The sequence below is a fragment of the Thermoleptolyngbya sp. M55_K2018_002 genome, from assembly GCF_015295965.1.
Taxonomy (GTDB): domain Bacteria; phylum Cyanobacteriota; class Cyanobacteriia; order Elainellales; family Elainellaceae; genus Thermoleptolyngbya; species Thermoleptolyngbya sichuanensis.
The window spans coordinates 1-17,875 of record NZ_DVEA01000364.1 but is presented as its reverse complement, the minus strand read 5'-3'; the positions used below and the strand labels follow the sequence as shown (position 1 = coordinate 17,875).

Genomic DNA, 17,875 nt, shown 5'->3' with positions numbered 1-17,875 from the left:
TACTTTGGTTAGCCTCGCTACTTTGGGGCACTGCTTCAGAGTCTTGACCTTCAGAGTTTTGACTGACCGGCTTTCCATCGGATGCAGGGAAAATCGCAAGAACCCCAGACTTTAACCCTGATATTTGCGGAAAGCCAGCGTCACGTTGTGGCCGCCAAAGCCAAAAGAGTTGGACAGCGCTGCATCGACCGTCTGGCTGCGGCTCTCGTTTGCCACGTAGTCCAAGTCGCAGGCAGGGTCTGGGTTTTCTAGATTAATCGTGGGAGGTACACGATCGTTAGCCACAGCCATCACGGTTGCCACCGCCTCAATGCCGCCCGATCCGCCCAGCAGGTGGCCTGTCATGGACTTAGTAGAACTGACAGCGAGCTTGTACGCTTGATCGCCCAAGGCAGTTTTAATGGCCGCCGTCTCCGTAGAGTCATTAGCGGGCGTGCTGGTGCCGTGGGCATTGATATAGTGAATCTCTTCAGGACGCAAGCCCGCGTCTTTCATTGCAAGCTGCATCGCACGGGCAGCCCCTGCGCCACCGGGAACAGGCGAGGTAATGTGATAGGCATCGCAGGTCATACCATAGCCGACAATCTCGGCATAGATCCGCGCCCCCCGGCTGAGGGCATGTTCCAGTTCTTCCAGAATGAGAATGCCAGCGCCCTCGCCCATCACAAATCCATCGCGATCCTTGTCGAACGGGCGGCAGGCGTGTAGCGGATCATCATTGCGGGTGGATAGGGCTTTGGCCGAAGCAAAGCCCGCTACAGACAAAGGCGTGACGGCCGCCTCTGTGCCGCCGCAAATCATTGCCTGAGCAAATCCCCGCTGCAAAATGCGAAACGCATCGCCAATGGCATTTGACCCAGCCGCACAGGCCGTCACTGTGCAGTTGTTGGGCCCCTTTGCCCCCACTTGAATCGCCGTTAGCCCGGCCGCCATGTTGGCAATCATCATCGGCACAGTAAACGGGCTACAGCGATCGGGGCCGCGCGTTAGAAACACTTCCTGCTGGTCTTCCATGACCTTAAGACCGCCAATGCCTGTGCCGATTAGCGTGCCGACCTGTTCAGCATTCAGATCGTTAATGACAAAATTGGCATCGGCGAGGGCTTGCTTGCTGGCAGACACCGCAAATTGGGCAAAGCGATCCATGCGCTTCGCTTCTTTGCGATCCATATAGAGCTGTGGGTCAAAGTTTTTGACCTCGCCCGCAATGCGGCAGTCGTGGCGAGACGCATCGAACAGCGTAATCGGGCCAATGCCGTTACGACCGCTCATCAAACCGTCCCAGTATTCCGCCAAGGTGTTGCCAATGGGCGTAATAGCACCCAGACCCGTAACCACGACGCGCTTTAATCCAGAATCCAAAGTTGTCATGACAGCAAATTCGTGGGCTTTTGCCCAAACCACAGAATAGCCGAGGCCTATAGATAGCCAGGGCAGAGAACAGCAGGAGGTTGGAGAAGGCGTGGAAACTTGCGTCCAGTCCTACGCAGCGACCTTTTGCTTGATGTAGTCCACAGCAGCTTGAACCGTAGCGATGCCTTCGGCGGCTTCGTCAGGAATTTCGATATCGAATTCTTCTTCTAGCGCCATCACCAGTTCAACCGTGTCTAGAGAGTCTGCGCCCAGGTCGTTGGCAAAGTTAGACTCAGGGTTGACTTCACTCTCTTCGACGCTCAGTTGCTCGGATACGATCTTTTTGACCTTTGTGAGAATCTCGTCGCTCATAGCTTTTATGTTCCTACCCAACGCGGATGCAAGTTGAGAAATTCAAAGAAATTCAATCTGTTGTGCAAGTCTAGCCGAATCCAAACTTGAAACTCGACAGAATTGGACACTGCCTGTCTCTGTCCGCAAGGCTTGCGATGTGCCGGGAACCGACGATGCGCTTGACCTAGTGGGAAATTAGGCATTCCTTCATATTATCTGAAAGCGTGACGAGCTAAAACGGAGGGCAGAAAAACTAGAAAACTGGGGATTAGGGGTGATTGCTCCACAACGCTAGCGCTGGGGAATTGGGTAAAGACATAAAAAGGGCATAAAAAAGGGGCGATCGCCCCTCCATTCACAAAGCTCGTTTTTCTCAGAATTTCGGTCGAAATTAGACCAGGAGAAACCCTAGACCGACGTAGACGATAGCGCGGCTTCTGTCGCAGAGGTAGCGCTCCGAACTGCCTCGATCGCCCGCAGCGTTGCCTCCGGCGTAGCAGGTGCAGCCAGTTCTACCACGGCGGCATTGCCAAAGGCGGCCACGGCTGCTCGAATTGCCTCGCGGACGGACATCGCCAGCATAAACGGCGGCTCACCCACCGCTTTGCTGCCGTAGATCGTGCCGTCCTGGCTGCCTCGCTCGATCAGATGCACCTGGAAATGTTCTGGGATTTCGCTGATGGTGGGAATTTTATAAGTGCTGGGGGCAAAGGTGCGGAGGCGGCCCTGCTCATCCCAGACCAGTTCTTCCATCGTCAGCCAGCCCATGCCCTGCACAAAGCCGCCCTCGATCTGCCCTTGATCCACCAGCGGATTTAGCGACTCGCCCACGTCATGCACAATATCCACCTGGCGTAATTTGAACGTGCCCGTGAAGCCGTCTACTTCCACCTCGCTCACCGCTGCGCCATAGGCAAAGTAATAGAAGGGGCGACCCGTCGCGGTCACCGGGTCCCAGTGGATCATCGGCGTGCGGTAGTAACCCGTGGCAGAGAGACTGATGCGATCGCCATAGGCCTGCTGCACTACCGCATCAAAAGACACCCGCGCCGTCGGGTAGGTGCGGCAATAGACCTCGTTATTTTCAAACACCATCTCCTCGGCTGCGTCAAAATCCAGCAGCTTGGCCGCCACCGGAGCCAGCCGCGACTTCAGGATTTCGCAGGCGTTTTTCACCGCTTGCCCGTTCAGGTCGGCTCCGCTAGAGGCGGCCGTAGCCGAGGTGTTGGGCACTTTGTCAGTGCTGGTGGGCATCATGCGGATGCGGTCGAGCGTCACCCCCAGTGCCCGCGTCGCCACCTGCTGCATCTTGGTGTGTAGGCCCTGTCCCATCTCCGTGCCGCCGTGGTTCAGTTGGATGCTGCCGTCAGTGTAGATATGCACCAGCGCCCCCGCCTGGTTATATTGCACCTTATTGAAGGAAATGCCAAACTTTACCGGGGTAATCGCCAGCCCCCGCTTTTTGTAGCGGTTTTGCTGATTAAACGCTGTAACAGCGGCGGCCCGTTCGGCAAAGTGGGCCCGCTCCTTCGCTTCATGCCAGACACGGGCGATGCGGTTATCGACAATCACCTGGCCGTAGTGGGTAGTGGTGCTGTCGCCTTCGCCGTGATAGAAATTTCGCTCGCGCACCACATCCGGCGGCAGGCTCAAATGCCGCGCCACCCGATCCACCACGTCTTCAATCACCAGCATTCCCTGGGGTCCGCCAAAGCCGCGATAGGCAGTATTAGACACGCGATGAGTCTTCACGATCAGCCCGCGCACGAGCATATTGGGGATGTAGTAAGCGTTATCGACGTGCAGCATGGCCCGCATCAGCACGGGGGGCGACAGGTCCAGGCTCCAGCCGCCCTCGGCATAGAGCGCCACATCTAGCGCCAGGATCTTGCCGTCGGGATCAAAACCGACCTTGTATTGCCCCAAAAAACCGTGGCGCTTGCCCGTCAGGATCATGTCATGGTGGCGCTCTAGCTTCACGCGCACCGGGCGACCCGTCTTGTGCGCCGCGACGGCCGCTGCGGCCGCCATCGGGTTTGCCTGGGACTCCTTGCCGCCAAAGCCGCCGCCCATCCGCAGACAGGTACAGACGACGCGATTCACAGGAATCCCCAACACCCGCGCCACAATGGTTTGGGTTTCGCTGGGGTGCTGGGTGGACGAGTAAACTTGGTAGTTACCTTCAGGATCAGGCACGACCCAGCTTGTGTGGGTTTCTAGGTAGAAGTGATCCTGCCCGTTCATCTCCAGTTCGCCTTCGAGGGTGTGGGCGGCTGCGGTCATGGCCTGATCCACTTCGCCCCGGCGGATGAACTGCGGATCGTTGTGGTAGCTATGGGCGGCGATCGCCCCTTTGATCGTTAGCACCGCCTCCAGAGGTTCGTATTCCGCCGTGACCCTGGCCGCTCCCCGCCGCGCTGCGTCTTCCGTCTCGCCCACTACCCAGGCGATCGCCTGCCCCCAGTAGCTCACTTCATCGGTGGGAAACAGCGGCTCATCTTGACGAATCACGCCCGTATCGTTGGTTCCGGGCACATCCGCCGCCGTCAGCACTGTCACCACGCCCTCCACCTCCAGCGCCGGAGCCGTGTCGATGCTAAGAATCCTGGCATGGGCGTGGGGCGATAGAACCGGATAAATCGACAGCATCCCACTCGGCATCCGCTGGTCATCGGTATACACCGCCTTGCCGCTAACGTGACCTTCGGCGCTCTCATGGCTCTTGCGTTGACCGACCATGCTCATACTTCCACCCCCGCCGCTGCTGCAAACTCCACAAAGAACTTTTCAAACAAATTGGCCACCAGCATCTTGCGATAGTCGGCGCTGCCCCGCAAATCTGTCAACGGGGTAAAAGCGCTGTAGAGCATAGGTTTGACTTGTTGCACCGTGTCCAGGCTCCAGGGTTTGCCCACCAGAAACTCTTCCACCGCCGTCGCCCGAATTGGGGTTGCCGCCACGCCGCCATAGCCCAGCCGCGCATGAACCACTCGCTTCTCACTGTCCAAATCCACCACGTAGGCCGCCGCCACAATGCTGATGTCGTCCGTACCGCGCTTACCGATTTTGTAAGATTGGCTGAGGCGCTGCGCTGCGCCCGGTGTGATGCCCTTAGGAATCCACACCGACTGAATCACTTCACCGGGTTGCAAGTTGGTCTGGCGATAGCCCTGGAAAAATCGCGACAGGGACATGACCCGCTCCCCCTCCAGACTCGCCAGCTTCAGCTCCGCATCCAGCGCCAGCAGCACGGGTGGCAAATCGCCAATGGGTGAGGCCGTACCAATATTTCCCCCCAGTGTGGCGCGGTTCCGCACCTGCCGTGCCGCAAACCAGTGAATCATCTCGTCTATGCAGGGAAACACGCCGTGAAGCTGCGTCTCGATGTGGCTTAGGGGAATCGCCGCGCCAATTTCTACAAACTCGTCGGTTTGCACCAGTGTCTTCAGTTCCGCCACCGCTTCTAGGGAAATCAGCACCGGAAACTCGCGCCGCTGAAGCTCTAGCCCTATGTCGGTCGCGCCCGCCACCAGCGTCGCATCGGGATGGTCGCGCAGCAGTTCCAGCACTTCTAGAAGCCTCGTCGGGCGATAGAATTGCCCGTGTCCCGTGAAGCAGTAGGGCATCAGATCGGCATCTGCCTCGGCCAGATGCTCGCTGAAATGGTCGCAGGGCGTTTCGGCCGCCGCAGCCTGGGCCGCCCGGCGAATCGGCAGATAGCCCGTACAGCGACAGAGATTGCCTTCCACGGCCACATCGTCCAGCTTGCCGTCGTAGTAGGCGGCGAACATGCTCATGATGAACCCCGGTGTGCAGTAGCCGCACTGGGAGCCACCCAGCTTCACCATTGCGTCTTGAACAGGATGCAGCTTGCCGTTGGCCACGCCTTCTACCGTGATCACTTCGCGCCCCACCACCGAACCCAGCGGAATCAGGCAGCTATTTACCGCCTGGTAATGGGGCTTGCCATCTGCGCCCACGCCGACCACGGCCACGGTGCAGGCTCCGCAGTCCCCATCGCCGCAGCCCTCCTTGGTGCCCACACGCCCAATGAGTCGGAGAAAATCCAGCAGCGTGGTGGTGAGGGGAACGTCTTGGATACGAACGCGATCGCCATTGATAGTAATCGCCAGTTGGGTTTCGAGTTGCTGTGTCACAGGAGCGTCAGGAGTAGAGTCTGAGGGATGGCGTTTGATGGATATCTGGATGGATATCTCTAGATGGATATCTAACGGTTATTGAATAAGTAGATGAATCCGGATCTCGCTTAGGGACAAAAGATTAGGGTGATTCTATGACGGGAACTTGGGCGATCGCCCAAAGCTTCCAAAATTTTGCAGAATGCGTCTTTTCTAAAGATCTGCTTAAAAGGAGCGGCTCAAAAAGCTACCTGGCACTCTCGTCAAGGCTTTGCGCCGACTCACGTAGAATCGTCTAGCCTAGAACTAACGCAAATCCAGCAGCGGGATTGTGCAACCCGATACATCCCCCGGTTCTACCGCTTGTTCCACCGTCCTTTCCCGCCACGACATTGTTTACAACGTTCACACCATTGTTTTAGGACTTATGTAGTTAGACAATTCCTCACAGGCGCAGCCCGCGAGAAATTGTCCAAAATCTAGGAAGCTTATCGCAAGTGCGTAAGCTGGTTACCTGACAAATCTTTTCCCCTCATCCCTAAATCCCTTCTCCCACAAGGGGCGAAGGGACTTGAACTGCCAAACCTGGGTCAAAAGCCCCTCGCCCGCTCTGGGAGAGGGGTTGGAGTGAGGGTGCTTCGAGTTTTGTCAGTCAATCAGGTGCGTAAGTCCTGTGTTTATGGCGCTTATGGCAAAGGATTCGGCCCTCTCCCTCTAGGAGTTGGGTTTTCCTCTATCGGCAGATAGAGTATCCGCGATCCCACAAAGCAGTATGCTTTCCTTTGCTGGAAACTAGACCTGGAAACTAGAAGCAGTCGAAACTGGAACTGATCATTTCAGTGGATTGATCAATCGACTGAATCAATCGTTAAGATTCAGACCCTCAAAACGACTGATTTTCTACCCCCAATTCCCTGCGCTCTATCCCTCAATCCCAAACTCATGTTTAATCTGCAAACCGAGCAGCCCGTCCATGCCAGCTTGGTTGTTGAACATACTGTGCCACGCGGCAAAGGCATTGCTTTTCGCCGATGGCACGCCAAACTCACCCGCACGGCCTGGCGTTGCAAGGGCTATATCCGCACCGACCTGCTGCCGCCTGTCAAAGGCAAAAGCCAGCTCAAGTGGTATTCCATCGTTCACTTTGACTCGCCAGAGAATCTCAACGCCTGGCTGAAGTCGGAAGACCGGGAAGCCGTGATCAATGCCGAAGATCATCCCGTCGAGTCCTACCAGTTCAAGTCCTTCACCACCGGGCTAGAGGGCTGGTTTTCGCCCAAAATCGGCGGTGAGCAACTGGGGTTGGGGCCGCCCGCCTGGAAGCAAAACCTAGCAGTCGTGCTGGGGCTATACCCGACGCTCATGATTCAGTCGGTGCTGCTGGGCGCACTGGGCATTATGAAAAACCTGCCCCACCCCAGCGCCATGCTGCTCGACAATTTCATTTCCTGTTCTATCCTGACTTGGCTGGTGATGCCGTGGGTTACACGTACGCTGTCCTTTTGGCTGCAACCCGCTGCCCAGCCGCTACCCCAAAAACTCAACGCGCTGGGAACGATTGCGGTGATCGGGGTGCTAGGTGGGCTGCTGATGCTGTTTAGCGAGTTGCGGATATGACCCACAAACGCTTCATCATCGAAATGGGCATGGGCATTGACCAGCATGGCCAAGACCCGACGGTTGCCGCAGCGCGGGCCGTGCGAAATGCGATCGCCCACAATGCCCTTCCCGGCATCTGGGAAGTCGCTGGCCTCAACCACCCCGATGAAATGCTCGTCGAAGTGCAAGTCGGCGTGCCCTATCCAGAGCTAGTGCGGCAGGCAGAAGTGCTGGCAGTGCTTCCCTTTGGGCAAAAACGCCTGATCGTGGAATCTGGCGGCATGGTGGTTCAGGGACGAGCCATCCCGGAACTAGATGACAAAAACGACGAAATGCTAATTGCCGTGGCCGCCGTCACCGTTTGGGTATAGCTCCTGAAGACCCAGCCGAAGAAATCCAAAGTCGGGCTGACACGCTTTATCTCATCCCCAAACCTTAAAGCGTCGTCGCCTCAAATGTATTGCACTGATTCACGTCGCCTGTCTTGATTCCCTGGGTAAACCAGCGGACGCGCTGTGCTGAGGTGCCGTGGGTGAAGGAATCGGGAACAGCATAGCCCTGGGCTTGCTTCTGGAGGCGATCGTCACCAATGGCAGCAGCAGCATTGAGCGCTTCTTCCACATCGCCCTTCTCCAAGATCTGCTGAGCTTGGTGGGTGCGATTTGCCCATACGCCTGCGAAACAATCCGCCTGAAGCTCCAGCCGAACCGAAAGCTGATTGGCCTGGGTTTTGCTGACGCGACGCTGCATCGACTGCACCTGGTCGGAAATCCCCAGCAGGTTTTGCACATGGTGCCCGACCTCATGGGCAATCACATAGGCGTAGGCAAAGTCGCCCCCTGCCCCCAGCCGACGCTGCATGTCGTTATAAAAGCTCATGTCCAAGTAGACTTTTTGATCCAGCGGGCAGTAGAAGGGGCCCATAGAGGCTTGTGCCGTGCCGCAGCCCGAATTTACAACACCCGAAAACAGCACCAGCTTTGGCTCAACGTACTTTGAGCCTTTTTCGCGGAAGATCTGCGACCAGGTATCTTCGGTATAGCCCAAAACCGTCGAAACGAAGGCAGCCGCCTGGTCGTCTTGGGGAGGGGCCGGAGCGACTTGGGCGGGGCCGTCGTATACGGGAGACTGGTTCAGCACCATTGACGGGTCGCCCCCCAGCAGCGCCACCAGCAGCGCCAACAGCAAAGCCCCCAGCCCGCCGCCAACCACGCCGCGAGAGGGTCTCATTCCACGCCGATCTTCTATATTGGTGCTTCGCCGACCAAACTCCCAGCGCATAGTGGGCCTCCTGCTCTCCAGTTTGTCTTGGAAATATTAATGCCTTATGTAATGAGGACTTACGCACTTGCGGTTAAATTTTCTAAGTTTTGCACGATTTCTCCCAGGTTGCGCCCGCGAGAAATCGTCCAACTGCGTAAGTCCTAGTAGTTTTACTTAGAGTAGCATCCAGGGCTAGGATTTTCCGGTTTGCCACGGTACAAGAGTTGCGAAATCTTTTCCGAGAGGTTTTGCTGCTTTATCCACGCTTTTGCTGATTTATTCGGCTTTAAGCATTTTTATGCGCTCTTAATGATCGGCAGGGCGATCGCCCCCAGCATCAACCAGCCCCGGCCCAAAGATCGGCGCGGGGTCCAGTCCGGTAATGTGGTGAAACTGCTGGGGCGTGAGGGTGTTAAGTAGTGGCTCTGTCTCGCGTTGGGCTTCCCACTGGCGGAGGCGATCGCGCACTTGGCTGATAAATGGCAGTCCTTTGGGTAGGGGCACAGCGGCCCAGCAATCCACCAGCGTTTCCACTAGCGCCAGTTCGATCAGCGGCGGCGGATAGCGGCGAAACAAAGCGTCCAGGCAAGTATAAACGTCTTGAGTCTCTTCGCTATCGAGCGCGTAGAGCTTGATGATGTGTTTCACACGCTGCTGGTTGACCTGTTCCAGAAGTTGTTCCAAAGGTTGCATGGGAGATGGATTCAATGGACGAGGGTAGCAAATCAGCACGAAGGGGCAAGGAACCGGGGCACGACATTTTCAGCAAGGTTCAGATTCAGAGAGATTCAGATTCAGAGAGATTCAGATTCAGAGAGATTCAGAGAGGCTTCGATGCAGCCCCCAACCTGGAAGTAGGCAGATCTGGAGAGTTGTAGCGCGTTTTGGGGCAGTTGGCACAGGTTCTTGGCAACTTCTTTTTAGATGTTCATGAAATAAAACAGTTGGCGCAGCGAGCGGACGGAAGTTGTCGTAGAATTGGGGCGTTTGACGCATTCTCCACGGTCTCTTTCACGGGTTTTGTTATGCCACATTCTGCACTGCGATCGCCCCTTGCTCGTGTGTCTGCCCTGGTGCTGACGACGGCGGGATTACTTGTCCTGGGGTTGCCCACATCATCCGCGCTGGCCAGCTATCGCTATCGTCGCGTCAGAACGTCCGACTATGAAGAATGTACTGCGGATTTGATCGGTCGAGGGGCAGCGGAGGCAGTTGCAGCGACGGCCTGCGCCAGCGCGTTTCACCCGCGAGAAGTGTCGCGCTGCGTGGCAGGCATTGGCGGTGGCGAGACACTGGTGGTCAGCGATGTGCTAGAGGCTTGCCGCAGCGTGCGTCGTCCCGAAGACCTAGCGCAATGTTTCAACCAAATCGTGGGAGATGATGAGACGGCCAACCTGTCGAGCGTGCTGAGCCACTGTCGCCGCAGCCTGCTGCCCAACGAGTTTGCCAACTGCGTAGTGGGCATCAAAAACGGCAGCACCCTGACCACCGACCGGGCCCTGGCCACCTGCATCGACGCAGTAGACACGCCGGGGCGTGTGGTGCAGTGAGCCATCGGATGGAGGGCGGATAGATGGCTACTGGCCCACCGCCGGATGAGGCGGACGGGGAGGTTTTGCACTGCGATTCCCCAGCGGCAGACCGTTTAGCCGCAGACCCAACTAGCGGGGCGATCGCCCCTCCACACATCACGTCTGAACCCGCCTTTCACCATATTCCCGTGCTGGGCGCGGAGGTGCTGGCGGGGTTGGCGGTCAAACCTGGCGGACGCTATCTGGACGCAACGGCTGGCGGCGGCGGCCACAGTCGGCTGATCCTTGAAGCAGCGCCCGATACGCAGCTTGTGGCCCTGGATCAAGACGAGCAGGCGATCGCCGCGATTCGGGCTAACCTGGCAGAATTTGGCGATCGCGTCTCGGTTTGCCACACCAACTTTTCGGCTTACGATCCGGGCGCAATCAGATTCGACGGCATCCTGGCGGATCTGGGCGTGAGTTCGGTACAGTTCGACCAGGGCGATCGTGGCTTTAGCTTTCGCCATGCGGCCCCGCTAGACATGCGGATGAACCGCCATCAGCCCCTCACCGCCGCCGACATCATTAACACCTGGGATGAAGTTGAGCTAGCCAACCTGTTTTACCGCTACGGCGAGGAGCGGCTGTCGCGCCGGATTGCCCGCCGCATTGTGGAACAGCGCCCTTTTGAGACGACGACAGAACTGGCAGAGGCGATCGCCCGCAGCGTTCCCCCCGCCTATCGACACGGGCGCATTCACCCTGCCACTCGCGTCTTCCAGTCCCTCCGCATCGCCGTCAACGACGAACTCAACGTTTTAGAAACATTTCTCAACAGGTCGCCCGCCTGGCTGATGCCGACTGGAAGATTAGTCATCATCAGTTTCCACAGTCTGGAAGATCGGCTAGTCAAACACACTTTTAGAGTCGCCCCCGCCCTGCGCGTCATCACCAAAAAGCCAGTCCAGCCGACCGATGCAGAGCTATCCGCCAATCCCCGCGCCCGCTCAGCCAAGCTGCGGGTGGCAGAGCGAATAGCGGAAACAGCGCCAGAATTGCCGCCAAAACTCAACCGCTAATAACACCCAGAAAGCAGCTTTTAGAGGACGCAAGCTCCACAACCTCGAATTTAAGTGGCACAATAGCTAACTGGCCAGCCTAATTGCAGGCAAGGCTACTCGGTTTGGTATTTCGAGATACCGACCCAACTCGGAAAATGCCACTATACCTGAACCGTCGTAAAAACGGTTTATCCCTCAAGCTCAAAAACGGTTGTATAGCAGGCATTACGCGAGCAGTGAAAAGATTACGAGTTTTAGACTGCAACTTTTAGACTGCAACGTTTGCACGGGTTGGTTTTAGTTCTTCTAGAGACTTTGATTATGAAGCGACTCAAGTTTTTGTTCACGGCCTTTTTGACGGCCCTGTTGACGATTACACTCGTGACTGCCTGTAACTCCAGCGCCCCCACAGCGGGCGGCGACGCTGGTAGAACATTGACCATGGCTACCTCTGCCGACTATCCCCCCTATGAGTTTATCGACACGTCGAGCGGCAGCCAGGAAATCGTTGGCTTTGATGTCGATATCGCCAAATACATCACCAGCAAGCTAGGTTATGGCCTCAAAATTGACAACATTGACTTCAATGCGCTGATTCCAACTCTGCAATCTAAGCGGGCTGATTTTGTGATGGCGGGTATGACCCCGACGGAAGAGCGGAAGCAAAACGTCGATTTTTCCCAGATTTATTACGAAGCCAAGAATGCGATCGTGTCGAAATCTGGCTCAGGTCTGACGAGTGCTGCAAGTCTGAGCGGCAAGACCTTAGGCGTGCAGTTGGGTTCGATTCAAGAGCAAGCTGCCAAGGAGTTTCAGGGCGCAAACGTCAAGGCGTTGAACCGGATCAATGAGATGATTCAGGAGCTAAAGGCCGGACGGATTGATGCCATTTTGATGGAAGACACGGTTGCTAAGGGCTACATGGCCGCCAACCCCGACCTGGAAATGAATGTCCTCCCCAACGAAGGAGAAGCGGGTTCGGCGATCGCCTTCCCCAAAGGGTCTGAGCTGCTTGGCCAGTTTGACCCCGTCATTTCCGAGATGAAATCCAACGGCGAGTTGGAAAAGCTGATTGTGAAGTGGTTTGGGAGCGACACACCCGCTTCCTAATCGCCCTGGGTAATACTCCGTTAAGGCATACCCCACGCTGAATTCCATCTTGGGTGTTCGCAGATGGGCTGGAATTCAAAAAGCCAGAGAGACTCGATTCTCTCTGGCTTTTTTGGTGTAGATAAAGTCGAATAGCGAATAGCTTGCAACGCTCACGCCTTCTCTAATCTGAGAAGAAGAGTGGAGGAATTGGCTTGGAGGTTCTATCCTACGCTGGAAAGAGCTTGAAGCCTTCGGCGCACCCCAAAAGGCAAAGGGCAGATTGCAAGTTGCACATCGCATTTAGTGTCCAAAAAAGGGCGCTCCAATGGAACACCCTTGTACCTATCAACCTGCGATGAACGCAGCCTTTAGAAGGTCATTTCGGCAGCCTGGACGCGCTCGACCTGCTTCTTCTTCAGCACTAGCAGGATTTGAGTCAGCGTAATGGCCGCTAGGAATGCAATCAGACCTTTAATGCGGTTCGGGCTTTGCAGCACGATTTCGGTGTCTTTCTGACCAAAACCGCCGACGTTGGGGTTGTTGGTCAGTGCAGCACCACTGGCGACTTCTTCGCCTTCAGAAACGATTAGCTCTGGGCCAGCAGGAACTTTGTCCACCACGGTCGTACCGTCTTCGGTGCGGATCTTGACCTCAGCGCTGCCGTCGTCTGCTTTGGCGATCGCCGTAATCACACCCGCTGCCGAGGCATTGTAAACGGCATTGTTACTCTTTTCACCCGTGGGGTAGACTTGTCCCCGACCCCGGTTTGCGCCCAGGTGAACCGAGTATTTGCCAAAGGCAACGCTCTTGTTCGTGGCGGGGTCAGGCGACAGCACCGGAAAAACGATTTCCTCATACTGGTCGCCCGGTAGCGGCCCCACCAGCACGATATTTTGTTTGTCATCGGCGTAGGGTTGGAACAGGTAGCTGGGACCGACCTCTTCCTTCATTTCTTCAGGAATACGGTCTTCCGGCGCAATGGTGAAGCCCTCCGGCAGTATTAGCACTGCCCCCACATTCAGCGGCCCCTTAGAGCCGTCCGCCTGTACCTGTTGCACCGAGTGGTCGTAGGGAATTTTCACCACGGCCTTAAACACAGAATCCGGCAGCACAGCCTGGGGCACCTCGATTTCGGCGGGTTTGGCGGCCAGGTGGCAGTTGGCACAGACGATGCGACCCGTGGCTTCGCGAGGATTGGCGTAGTTTTGCTGTGCCCAGAAGGGGTAGGCAGCAGCGGACTGAGGCAGCAGGGCATCGCTCGACACCAGCGCCGCTAGCGTCAGCACCGCCACCATCAGCCCCCGAACCAGAGCGGTTATACTCCGGCGACGAGAGGGAAATGAGCAAACCTTGAAGTTCATTTTTTAGAGTGCGTGTTCGGTTTAGAAAAAGGTTCGGCAGAAATGGGCGATCGCCCAACGTTAAACCCAAAAATGGGGCAGGTCAGAATCAGGCAGGGCAAATCCCTAAGTCCACCAAGGCGCATCGCCCGTGCGGAAGTCGGTTTCCGTCCAGGGGGTCATGGCAATCTTGCCGTCTTCGGTGATCTCGGTATGCACCAGCGCTAGCGACAGCGGAGCCGGCCCGCGCACCACCTTACCCGTCGCGTCATATTGAGAGCCGTGGCAGGGGCAAATAAATTTATTTTCGCTGGCATTCCAGGGAACAACGCAGCCCAGGTGGGTACAAACCGCGTTGATGCCATAGCTGGCGATCGCCCCAGCGTCTTCTACCACCAAATAGGTCGGGTCGCCCTTTAGCCCTTGCGCCAGCACGCGCTCGCCCACAGCATGGGTAGCCAAAAAGTCTTTCAACACCACATCGTTGCCCAGGGCATCTTTGGCCGTCACGCCGCCGCCTGCACTGCCACTGGAGGGGGGAATAAAGTACCGCACGACGGGATACAACATGCCCAGCACCGTGCCCGTGGCTGCCCCAAAAGTAAGAAGATTCATAAACTGCCGCCGGCCCAAATCGGGCACATCAGGCGTTCCAGAAGCTTGAGTCATGATTATGAACGGTGAGTTTAGAGAAGTAACGTTGGGTAAAACCCTGTCCGGTGCAAGGCCTCCATCCTTGGCAGCAATCCTTGTTCGGCAATGGTTTACAGTTTTCTATGAAGTATTCTATAGCGCTGACCGCACCAGAAACCGCAGATAGCCCCTCTGAACAGCGGTATCGTAACGAAACGTAAAACTTCAGATCTCCTAAAATAAATCGAGTAGCCCAACCTAATAGCCCAACCCGACAGCCCAGCCTAATAGCCCAACCTGAGCTGACCCCTGACTTCTTAAACCCTAATCCCTTAGCCCCTATGACTGGCGAGATGACTGGCGAGGAACTGCATCAGCTATTACTGACCAAATGGAGCCGCTCCTTCGACGTGCAGCTACGGAAGGTGCAGGGAAAGGTGTTGTTTCAGGTGATGTGGAAATATTTGGAGCAGGTGTCGTTTCCCATGACGGAAGACGAATACCTGGAGCATCTCAACGATGTCGCCAGTTATCTCACCGCGCTGGGCAGCGCTGAGCGAGTCCAGCAGTTTATTGAGCAGACCACAGAGAAGCCGCGCCTGGGAAAGGCAGTCAGCTATCCCATCGACCTGGGCGATCGCGCTTCAGAGTGGATGGTCTGAGGGTCAAAAATTATCCCTGGAGCATGAACCCGGTTGCTATCGACCCAACAGCTTCACCATGCCCGTGCCGCCAAAGTAAAGCCCCAGCACTGCGCCCGCCAGCAAGCTCTGCGTCACCGGATCGGTAGAAGGCGTGAGGACTGCGCCCAGCACCGCGCCGCCTAGCACCACATACCGCCAGCCCGACAGCATTTGCCTGGAGGTGACGAGTCCCAAAAGCCCCAAGAGAACTTGAATGACTGGAATCTGAAATGCCAGCCCAGTGCTAAACAAGAGCAGCAGCACAAACTCAAAGTAGCGGTCGATGGACCAAAGCTGTTCCACAACGTCCGCGCCATAGCTAATAAAAAAGTTTAGGGCTGCGGGAATCAGCGCCACATAGGCAAACACCAGCCCGCCGACGAATAGAAAACTGGAGCCAAGAACGATGGGGCCAATGATACGTCGCTCTTTGCGAGTCAGCCCCGGCAGCACGAATTGAATAATCTGGTACAGCACAAACGGGCTGGCAACCAGCAAGCCGCTGTAGCCTGCGACTTTCAGCGATACGAAGAAATATTCCCCTGGCGAAAGCTGAAGAAACTTCACCCCCTGCGCGGGCACTTCCAAAAGCTGCACGATGGGATTGACAAAGAAGAAGCAGATGATGACACCCACCACGATCGCAATGAGGGCGTAGAAAATCCGCATCCGCAGTTCTTCCAGATGGTCGAACAGGGACATTTCTACATCCAGATCGGCAACATCATCCGTCTGCACATCCACAGCGGGCGATCGCCCAGGGTTAGCGGCGGCGTTCAGTCCATTCTGGGTGGCTCCGTTCTGGGTGGCGAGGTCGGTTTCCGTCGGGGCAGTCATGGGCAAGCTTTGCGGCAACGGGATAGAGCAGTCGTGTAGTCAATACTAGCCTAGCGCCTGTTTAAGCTGCGTTGCGGAATTGTCTGTCGGGAAATTTCTCCGGAAAATTTCTCTGGGAAATTTCCCAGAAGGGTAGTCTGTAGACAAGAGTCGGGTCAGCGGGATCGGGCAAGTGCTTTAAGGAATATTCACCTTTAGGTAGCAGATCCGCCACAGACGATGCCTCAGCCAGGAAAATTGACCCGTGAGGTTCTCAAAAATCAACACTTTTGAGTCTCTTTTTATACCAAAAATATTCATCTGGTTGTAAACACGCACTCTGTGCTTGGCGGCGATCGCCCCCCTGCGGCAACACACCCCAGAATTCCACGCACATCCCAATTCACGCAAACTGGGCTGAACGCGCTCTCAAAAAAGCAAATCCGTTGATCTATGGAAAAAGGGCAAACTCGCTCTGCTGAAGCCTTGCGGAATGTGCGATCGCCCAGGGGCAAAAACATAGTTTCCGTAAAAAGCCTGGACGATGTGATGACTTATACCCAGGCTTGAGCCACACTGGATTTAGGTTCACTGACTGGTCATAACAACAGAACGGCAACGGGGCTGGCAAGCGCGAGGATAAGAATCGCCTGCTGGCCCCGTTCCGCTTCGAGTTTAGCCCGCGTTTCAGAACTCATAGGGGCGATCGCCCGCAAAACCCCGCCCCAAGTTATTCAGCGGCTTCGTCTGTGGTTGAGTCGTCCGATGCAGCAGGTTCGTCTAAGGCTTCTGGAGCTTCTGGGGCTTCTACGGCTTCTTCAGCCATCTCGACGCTGCTTTCTGCATCTGTCTCTGCATTTCTCTCCACATCTTTAGGGGCGATCGCACTGGCTGCCGACTGCTGAAGCTTTTGGGCACGAGCCTCGGCCATCACCGCCGCCATATTTTCCAGCATCTCACCGGGATAGTTTTCCAGCGGCTTGGTAGACAGCGAAATCCGCCGCTTGACTTCATCCACCTCATTTACGAGCGCCCGGACAGGCTGCCCTAGCTGAAACAGGTCGCCAAGGGACGAGATGTAGTTCTTGCTGATCTGGTTGATGTGGAGCAGCCCCGTTGCGCCGTCAAAATCCACAAACACGCCAAAGGGCTTGATGCCCGACACCTTACCGCTGATCAGTTGACCTTCCACGATTTGGCTAAAGCTGGCAGCCTGCGCGGCGAGCCGCTGCGACAGCACCAGTTTCTTGGTGGTGGGATTCACCTCGATAAAGGCCACCGTCATAGACTTGCCAATCAGAGACTCCAGGTTCTCTCGCTCGCTCAGGTGCGATCGCGGAATAAAGCCCCGCAGCCCCATTGCATCCACCGTCACGCCGCCTTTGTTAAACCCGTTCACCCGCACCTGGATCGTTTTGTTTTCCTCCTGCATTTCGGCGAACTGGCTCCAGATCTGGCGCAGTTCAAGCTGACGCAGCGATAGCGTCACCTGGCCATCAGCATCCTGCTCCCGCACAATGAGAAACTCGCGCTCCTCTTGCAGCGGCAGCACTTCCGACACATTGCTGATGCGCCGCAAAGACGCTTCCTCTAGCGGCAAAAACGCAGCGGACTTGCCGCCAATATCGACATAGGCTCCGTCCGATTCATAGCTGTAGGCCTTGCCCCGCACGATTTGTCCCTTCTGAAACGCATAGTCGTGCTGTTCTAGGGCTTTGGCAAAGTCATCACTGGAAAACGACAAACGACTGACCTCCTCAAGCAGGTATCTAGAGAACCCGCCGCTCTTGGGCTGCCCTGAGCGTAGATTGGCTCAGGTCTGGCGGATTTTGAAGTAGGCAATTGGCTTCAATTGAGCTTTTTTAATATAAGCGATTCTTTGGTTAATCAGCATCGTTAGCCAGGGGTGAAACGGTTGGGCGACGAGTTTGGGCTGCTACCGAGGCAGAACATTTCCAGAAATAGGCGGGAAATGCACCAGTGCGCTTGTAGAGTCATTAATGGGGCAAGCTATTTGTAGGCTGATTG

15 protein-coding genes and 1 pseudogene are annotated in these 17,875 nt (G+C 56.2%); 6 read left to right on the top strand and 10 right to left on the bottom strand.

The features are described from left to right. Nucleotides 1–111 precede the first annotated feature (111 nt). The 4 genes from fabF to xdhA all read right to left on the bottom strand — a co-directional run bounded on the left by fabF (nt 112) and on the right by xdhA (nt 5,864). The gene (gene fabF / locus IGS51_RS18625; RefSeq protein ID WP_297080275.1) at nt 112–1,371 is read right to left on the bottom strand and encodes a beta-ketoacyl-ACP synthase II; all 1,260 of its coding nucleotides are present in this window, start codon (nt 1,369–1,371) and stop codon (nt 112–114) included. A 111-nt stretch (nt 1,372–1,482) separates the two neighbouring features. Continuing rightward, complete coding sequence (gene acpP, locus IGS51_RS18620) at nt 1,483–1,725, bottom strand: acyl carrier protein (RefSeq protein WP_068512699.1); 243 nt, start codon at nt 1,723–1,725, stop codon at nt 1,483–1,485. 390 nt (nt 1,726–2,115) lie between these two features. Then, entirely contained in the window at nt 2,116–4,452 is a 2,337-nt protein-coding gene (gene xdhB, locus IGS51_RS18615; RefSeq protein ID WP_367279377.1) for a xanthine dehydrogenase molybdopterin binding subunit, read from the bottom strand. Further along, a complete protein-coding gene (gene xdhA, locus IGS51_RS18610; RefSeq protein WP_297080271.1) occupies nt 4,449–5,864 on the bottom strand; it encodes a xanthine dehydrogenase small subunit in 1,416 nt (471 codons plus the stop codon). The genes xdhB and xdhA overlap by 4 nt, the downstream gene beginning before the upstream one ends. A gap of 924 nt (nt 5,865–6,788) precedes the next feature. Between xdhA and IGS51_RS18605 the strand changes: the two genes are divergently transcribed. Beyond that, nucleotides 6,789–7,463 carry a hypothetical protein gene (locus IGS51_RS18605; RefSeq protein WP_297080269.1) on the top strand — a complete coding sequence of 225 codons (675 nt, stop codon included), beginning with the start codon at nt 6,789–6,791 and terminating at the stop codon, nt 7,461–7,463. Further along, nucleotides 7,460–7,816, top strand: coding sequence for a Lin0512 family protein (locus IGS51_RS18600; RefSeq protein ID WP_172354168.1), 357 nt, complete (start codon nt 7,460–7,462; stop codon nt 7,814–7,816). The genes IGS51_RS18605 and IGS51_RS18600 overlap by 4 nt, the downstream gene beginning before the upstream one ends. A gap of 64 nt (nt 7,817–7,880) precedes the next feature. On the opposite strand, the gene IGS51_RS18595 is transcribed toward IGS51_RS18600, so the two are convergent. Next, the gene (locus tag IGS51_RS18595; RefSeq protein WP_297080268.1) at nt 7,881–8,726 is read right to left on the bottom strand and encodes a neutral zinc metallopeptidase; all 846 of its coding nucleotides are present in this window, start codon (nt 8,724–8,726) and stop codon (nt 7,881–7,883) included. Between the two features lie 288 nt (nt 8,727–9,014). Beyond that, on the bottom strand, nt 9,015–9,401 hold the full coding sequence (locus IGS51_RS18590; protein WP_297080267.1) for a hypothetical protein: 387 nt from the start codon (nt 9,399–9,401) through the stop codon (nt 9,015–9,017). A 332-nt stretch (nt 9,402–9,733) separates the two neighbouring features. Here IGS51_RS18590 and IGS51_RS18585 point away from each other — a divergent pair, with 332 nt between their 5' ends. The 3 genes from IGS51_RS18585 (at nt 9,734) to IGS51_RS18575 (ending at nt 12,393) form a co-directional block, all read left to right on the top strand. Continuing rightward, on the top strand, nt 9,734–10,258 hold the full coding sequence (locus IGS51_RS18585) for a hypothetical protein (RefSeq protein ID WP_297080266.1): 525 nt from the start codon (nt 9,734–9,736) through the stop codon (nt 10,256–10,258). A gap of 23 nt (nt 10,259–10,281) precedes the next feature. Continuing rightward, the gene (gene rsmH / locus IGS51_RS18580; protein ID WP_367279376.1) at nt 10,282–11,301 is read left to right on the top strand and encodes a 16S rRNA (cytosine(1402)-N(4))-methyltransferase RsmH; all 1,020 of its coding nucleotides are present in this window, start codon (nt 10,282–10,284) and stop codon (nt 11,299–11,301) included. A gap of 303 nt (nt 11,302–11,604) precedes the next feature. Next, nucleotides 11,605–12,393 carry a transporter substrate-binding domain-containing protein gene (locus IGS51_RS18575; RefSeq protein ID WP_172354173.1) on the top strand — a complete coding sequence of 263 codons (789 nt, stop codon included), beginning with the start codon at nt 11,605–11,607 and terminating at the stop codon, nt 12,391–12,393. 350 nt (nt 12,394–12,743) lie between these two features. Here the strand turns inward: IGS51_RS18575 and petA are convergent, their stop codons facing one another. Both petA and petC read right to left on the bottom strand, forming a co-directional pair. Continuing rightward, entirely contained in the window at nt 12,744–13,736 is a 993-nt protein-coding gene (gene petA / locus IGS51_RS18570) for a cytochrome f (RefSeq protein WP_297080265.1), read from the bottom strand. 105 nt (nt 13,737–13,841) lie between these two features. Then, nucleotides 13,842–14,384 (bottom strand): cytochrome b6-f complex iron-sulfur subunit, encoded by a 543-nt coding sequence (gene petC, locus IGS51_RS18565; protein ID WP_297080264.1) that lies wholly within the window; start codon nt 14,382–14,384, stop codon nt 13,842–13,844. Between the two features lie 317 nt (nt 14,385–14,701). Here petC and IGS51_RS18560 point away from each other — a divergent pair, with 317 nt between their 5' ends. Next, a complete protein-coding gene (locus IGS51_RS18560; protein ID WP_172354176.1) occupies nt 14,702–15,010 on the top strand; it encodes a DUF3067 family protein in 309 nt (102 codons plus the stop codon). 36 nt (nt 15,011–15,046) lie between these two features. On the opposite strand, the gene tatC is transcribed toward IGS51_RS18560, so the two are convergent. Next, entirely contained in the window at nt 15,047–15,868 is an 822-nt protein-coding gene (gene tatC / locus IGS51_RS18555) for a twin-arginine translocase subunit TatC (RefSeq protein ID WP_297080262.1), read from the bottom strand. A gap of 877 nt (nt 15,869–16,745) precedes the next feature. Next, nucleotides 16,746–17,612, bottom strand: a pseudogene (locus IGS51_RS18550) (S1 RNA-binding domain-containing protein); the annotation flags it as partial. Nucleotides 17,613–17,875: the final 263 nt, after the last annotated feature.

What these genes read in the sequence shown, in the direction of transcription:
- xdhB (WP_367279377.1), bottom strand. Translation starts at nt 4,452, where the DNA reads ATGAGCATGGTCGGTCAACGCAAGAGCCATGAGAGCGCCGAAGGTCAC.
- IGS51_RS18585 (WP_297080266.1), top strand. Translation starts at nt 9,734, where the DNA reads ATGCCACATTCTGCACTGCGATCGCCCCTTGCTCGTGTGTCTGCCCTG.
- tatC (WP_297080262.1), bottom strand. Translation starts at nt 15,868, where the DNA reads ATGACTGCCCCGACGGAAACCGACCTCGCCACCCAGAACGGAGCCACC.
- petC (WP_297080264.1), bottom strand. Translation starts at nt 14,384, where the DNA reads ATGACTCAAGCTTCTGGAACGCCTGATGTGCCCGATTTGGGCCGGCGG.
- IGS51_RS18600 (WP_172354168.1), top strand. Translation starts at nt 7,460, where the DNA reads ATGACCCACAAACGCTTCATCATCGAAATGGGCATGGGCATTGACCAG.
- IGS51_RS18590 (WP_297080267.1), bottom strand. Translation starts at nt 9,401, where the DNA reads ATGCAACCTTTGGAACAACTTCTGGAACAGGTCAACCAGCAGCGTGTG.
- IGS51_RS18560 (WP_172354176.1), top strand. Translation starts at nt 14,702, where the DNA reads ATGACTGGCGAGGAACTGCATCAGCTATTACTGACCAAATGGAGCCGC.
- acpP (WP_068512699.1), bottom strand. Translation starts at nt 1,725, where the DNA reads ATGAGCGACGAGATTCTCACAAAGGTCAAAAAGATCGTATCCGAGCAA.
- IGS51_RS18605 (WP_297080269.1), top strand. Translation starts at nt 6,789, where the DNA reads ATGTTTAATCTGCAAACCGAGCAGCCCGTCCATGCCAGCTTGGTTGTT.
- petA (WP_297080265.1), bottom strand. Translation starts at nt 13,736, where the DNA reads ATGAACTTCAAGGTTTGCTCATTTCCCTCTCGTCGCCGGAGTATAACC.
- IGS51_RS18575 (WP_172354173.1), top strand. Translation starts at nt 11,605, where the DNA reads ATGAAGCGACTCAAGTTTTTGTTCACGGCCTTTTTGACGGCCCTGTTG.
- rsmH (WP_367279376.1), top strand. Translation starts at nt 10,282, where the DNA reads ATGGCTACTGGCCCACCGCCGGATGAGGCGGACGGGGAGGTTTTGCAC.
- fabF (WP_297080275.1), bottom strand. Translation starts at nt 1,371, where the DNA reads ATGACAACTTTGGATTCTGGATTAAAGCGCGTCGTGGTTACGGGTCTG.
- IGS51_RS18595 (WP_297080268.1), bottom strand. Translation starts at nt 8,726, where the DNA reads ATGCGCTGGGAGTTTGGTCGGCGAAGCACCAATATAGAAGATCGGCGT.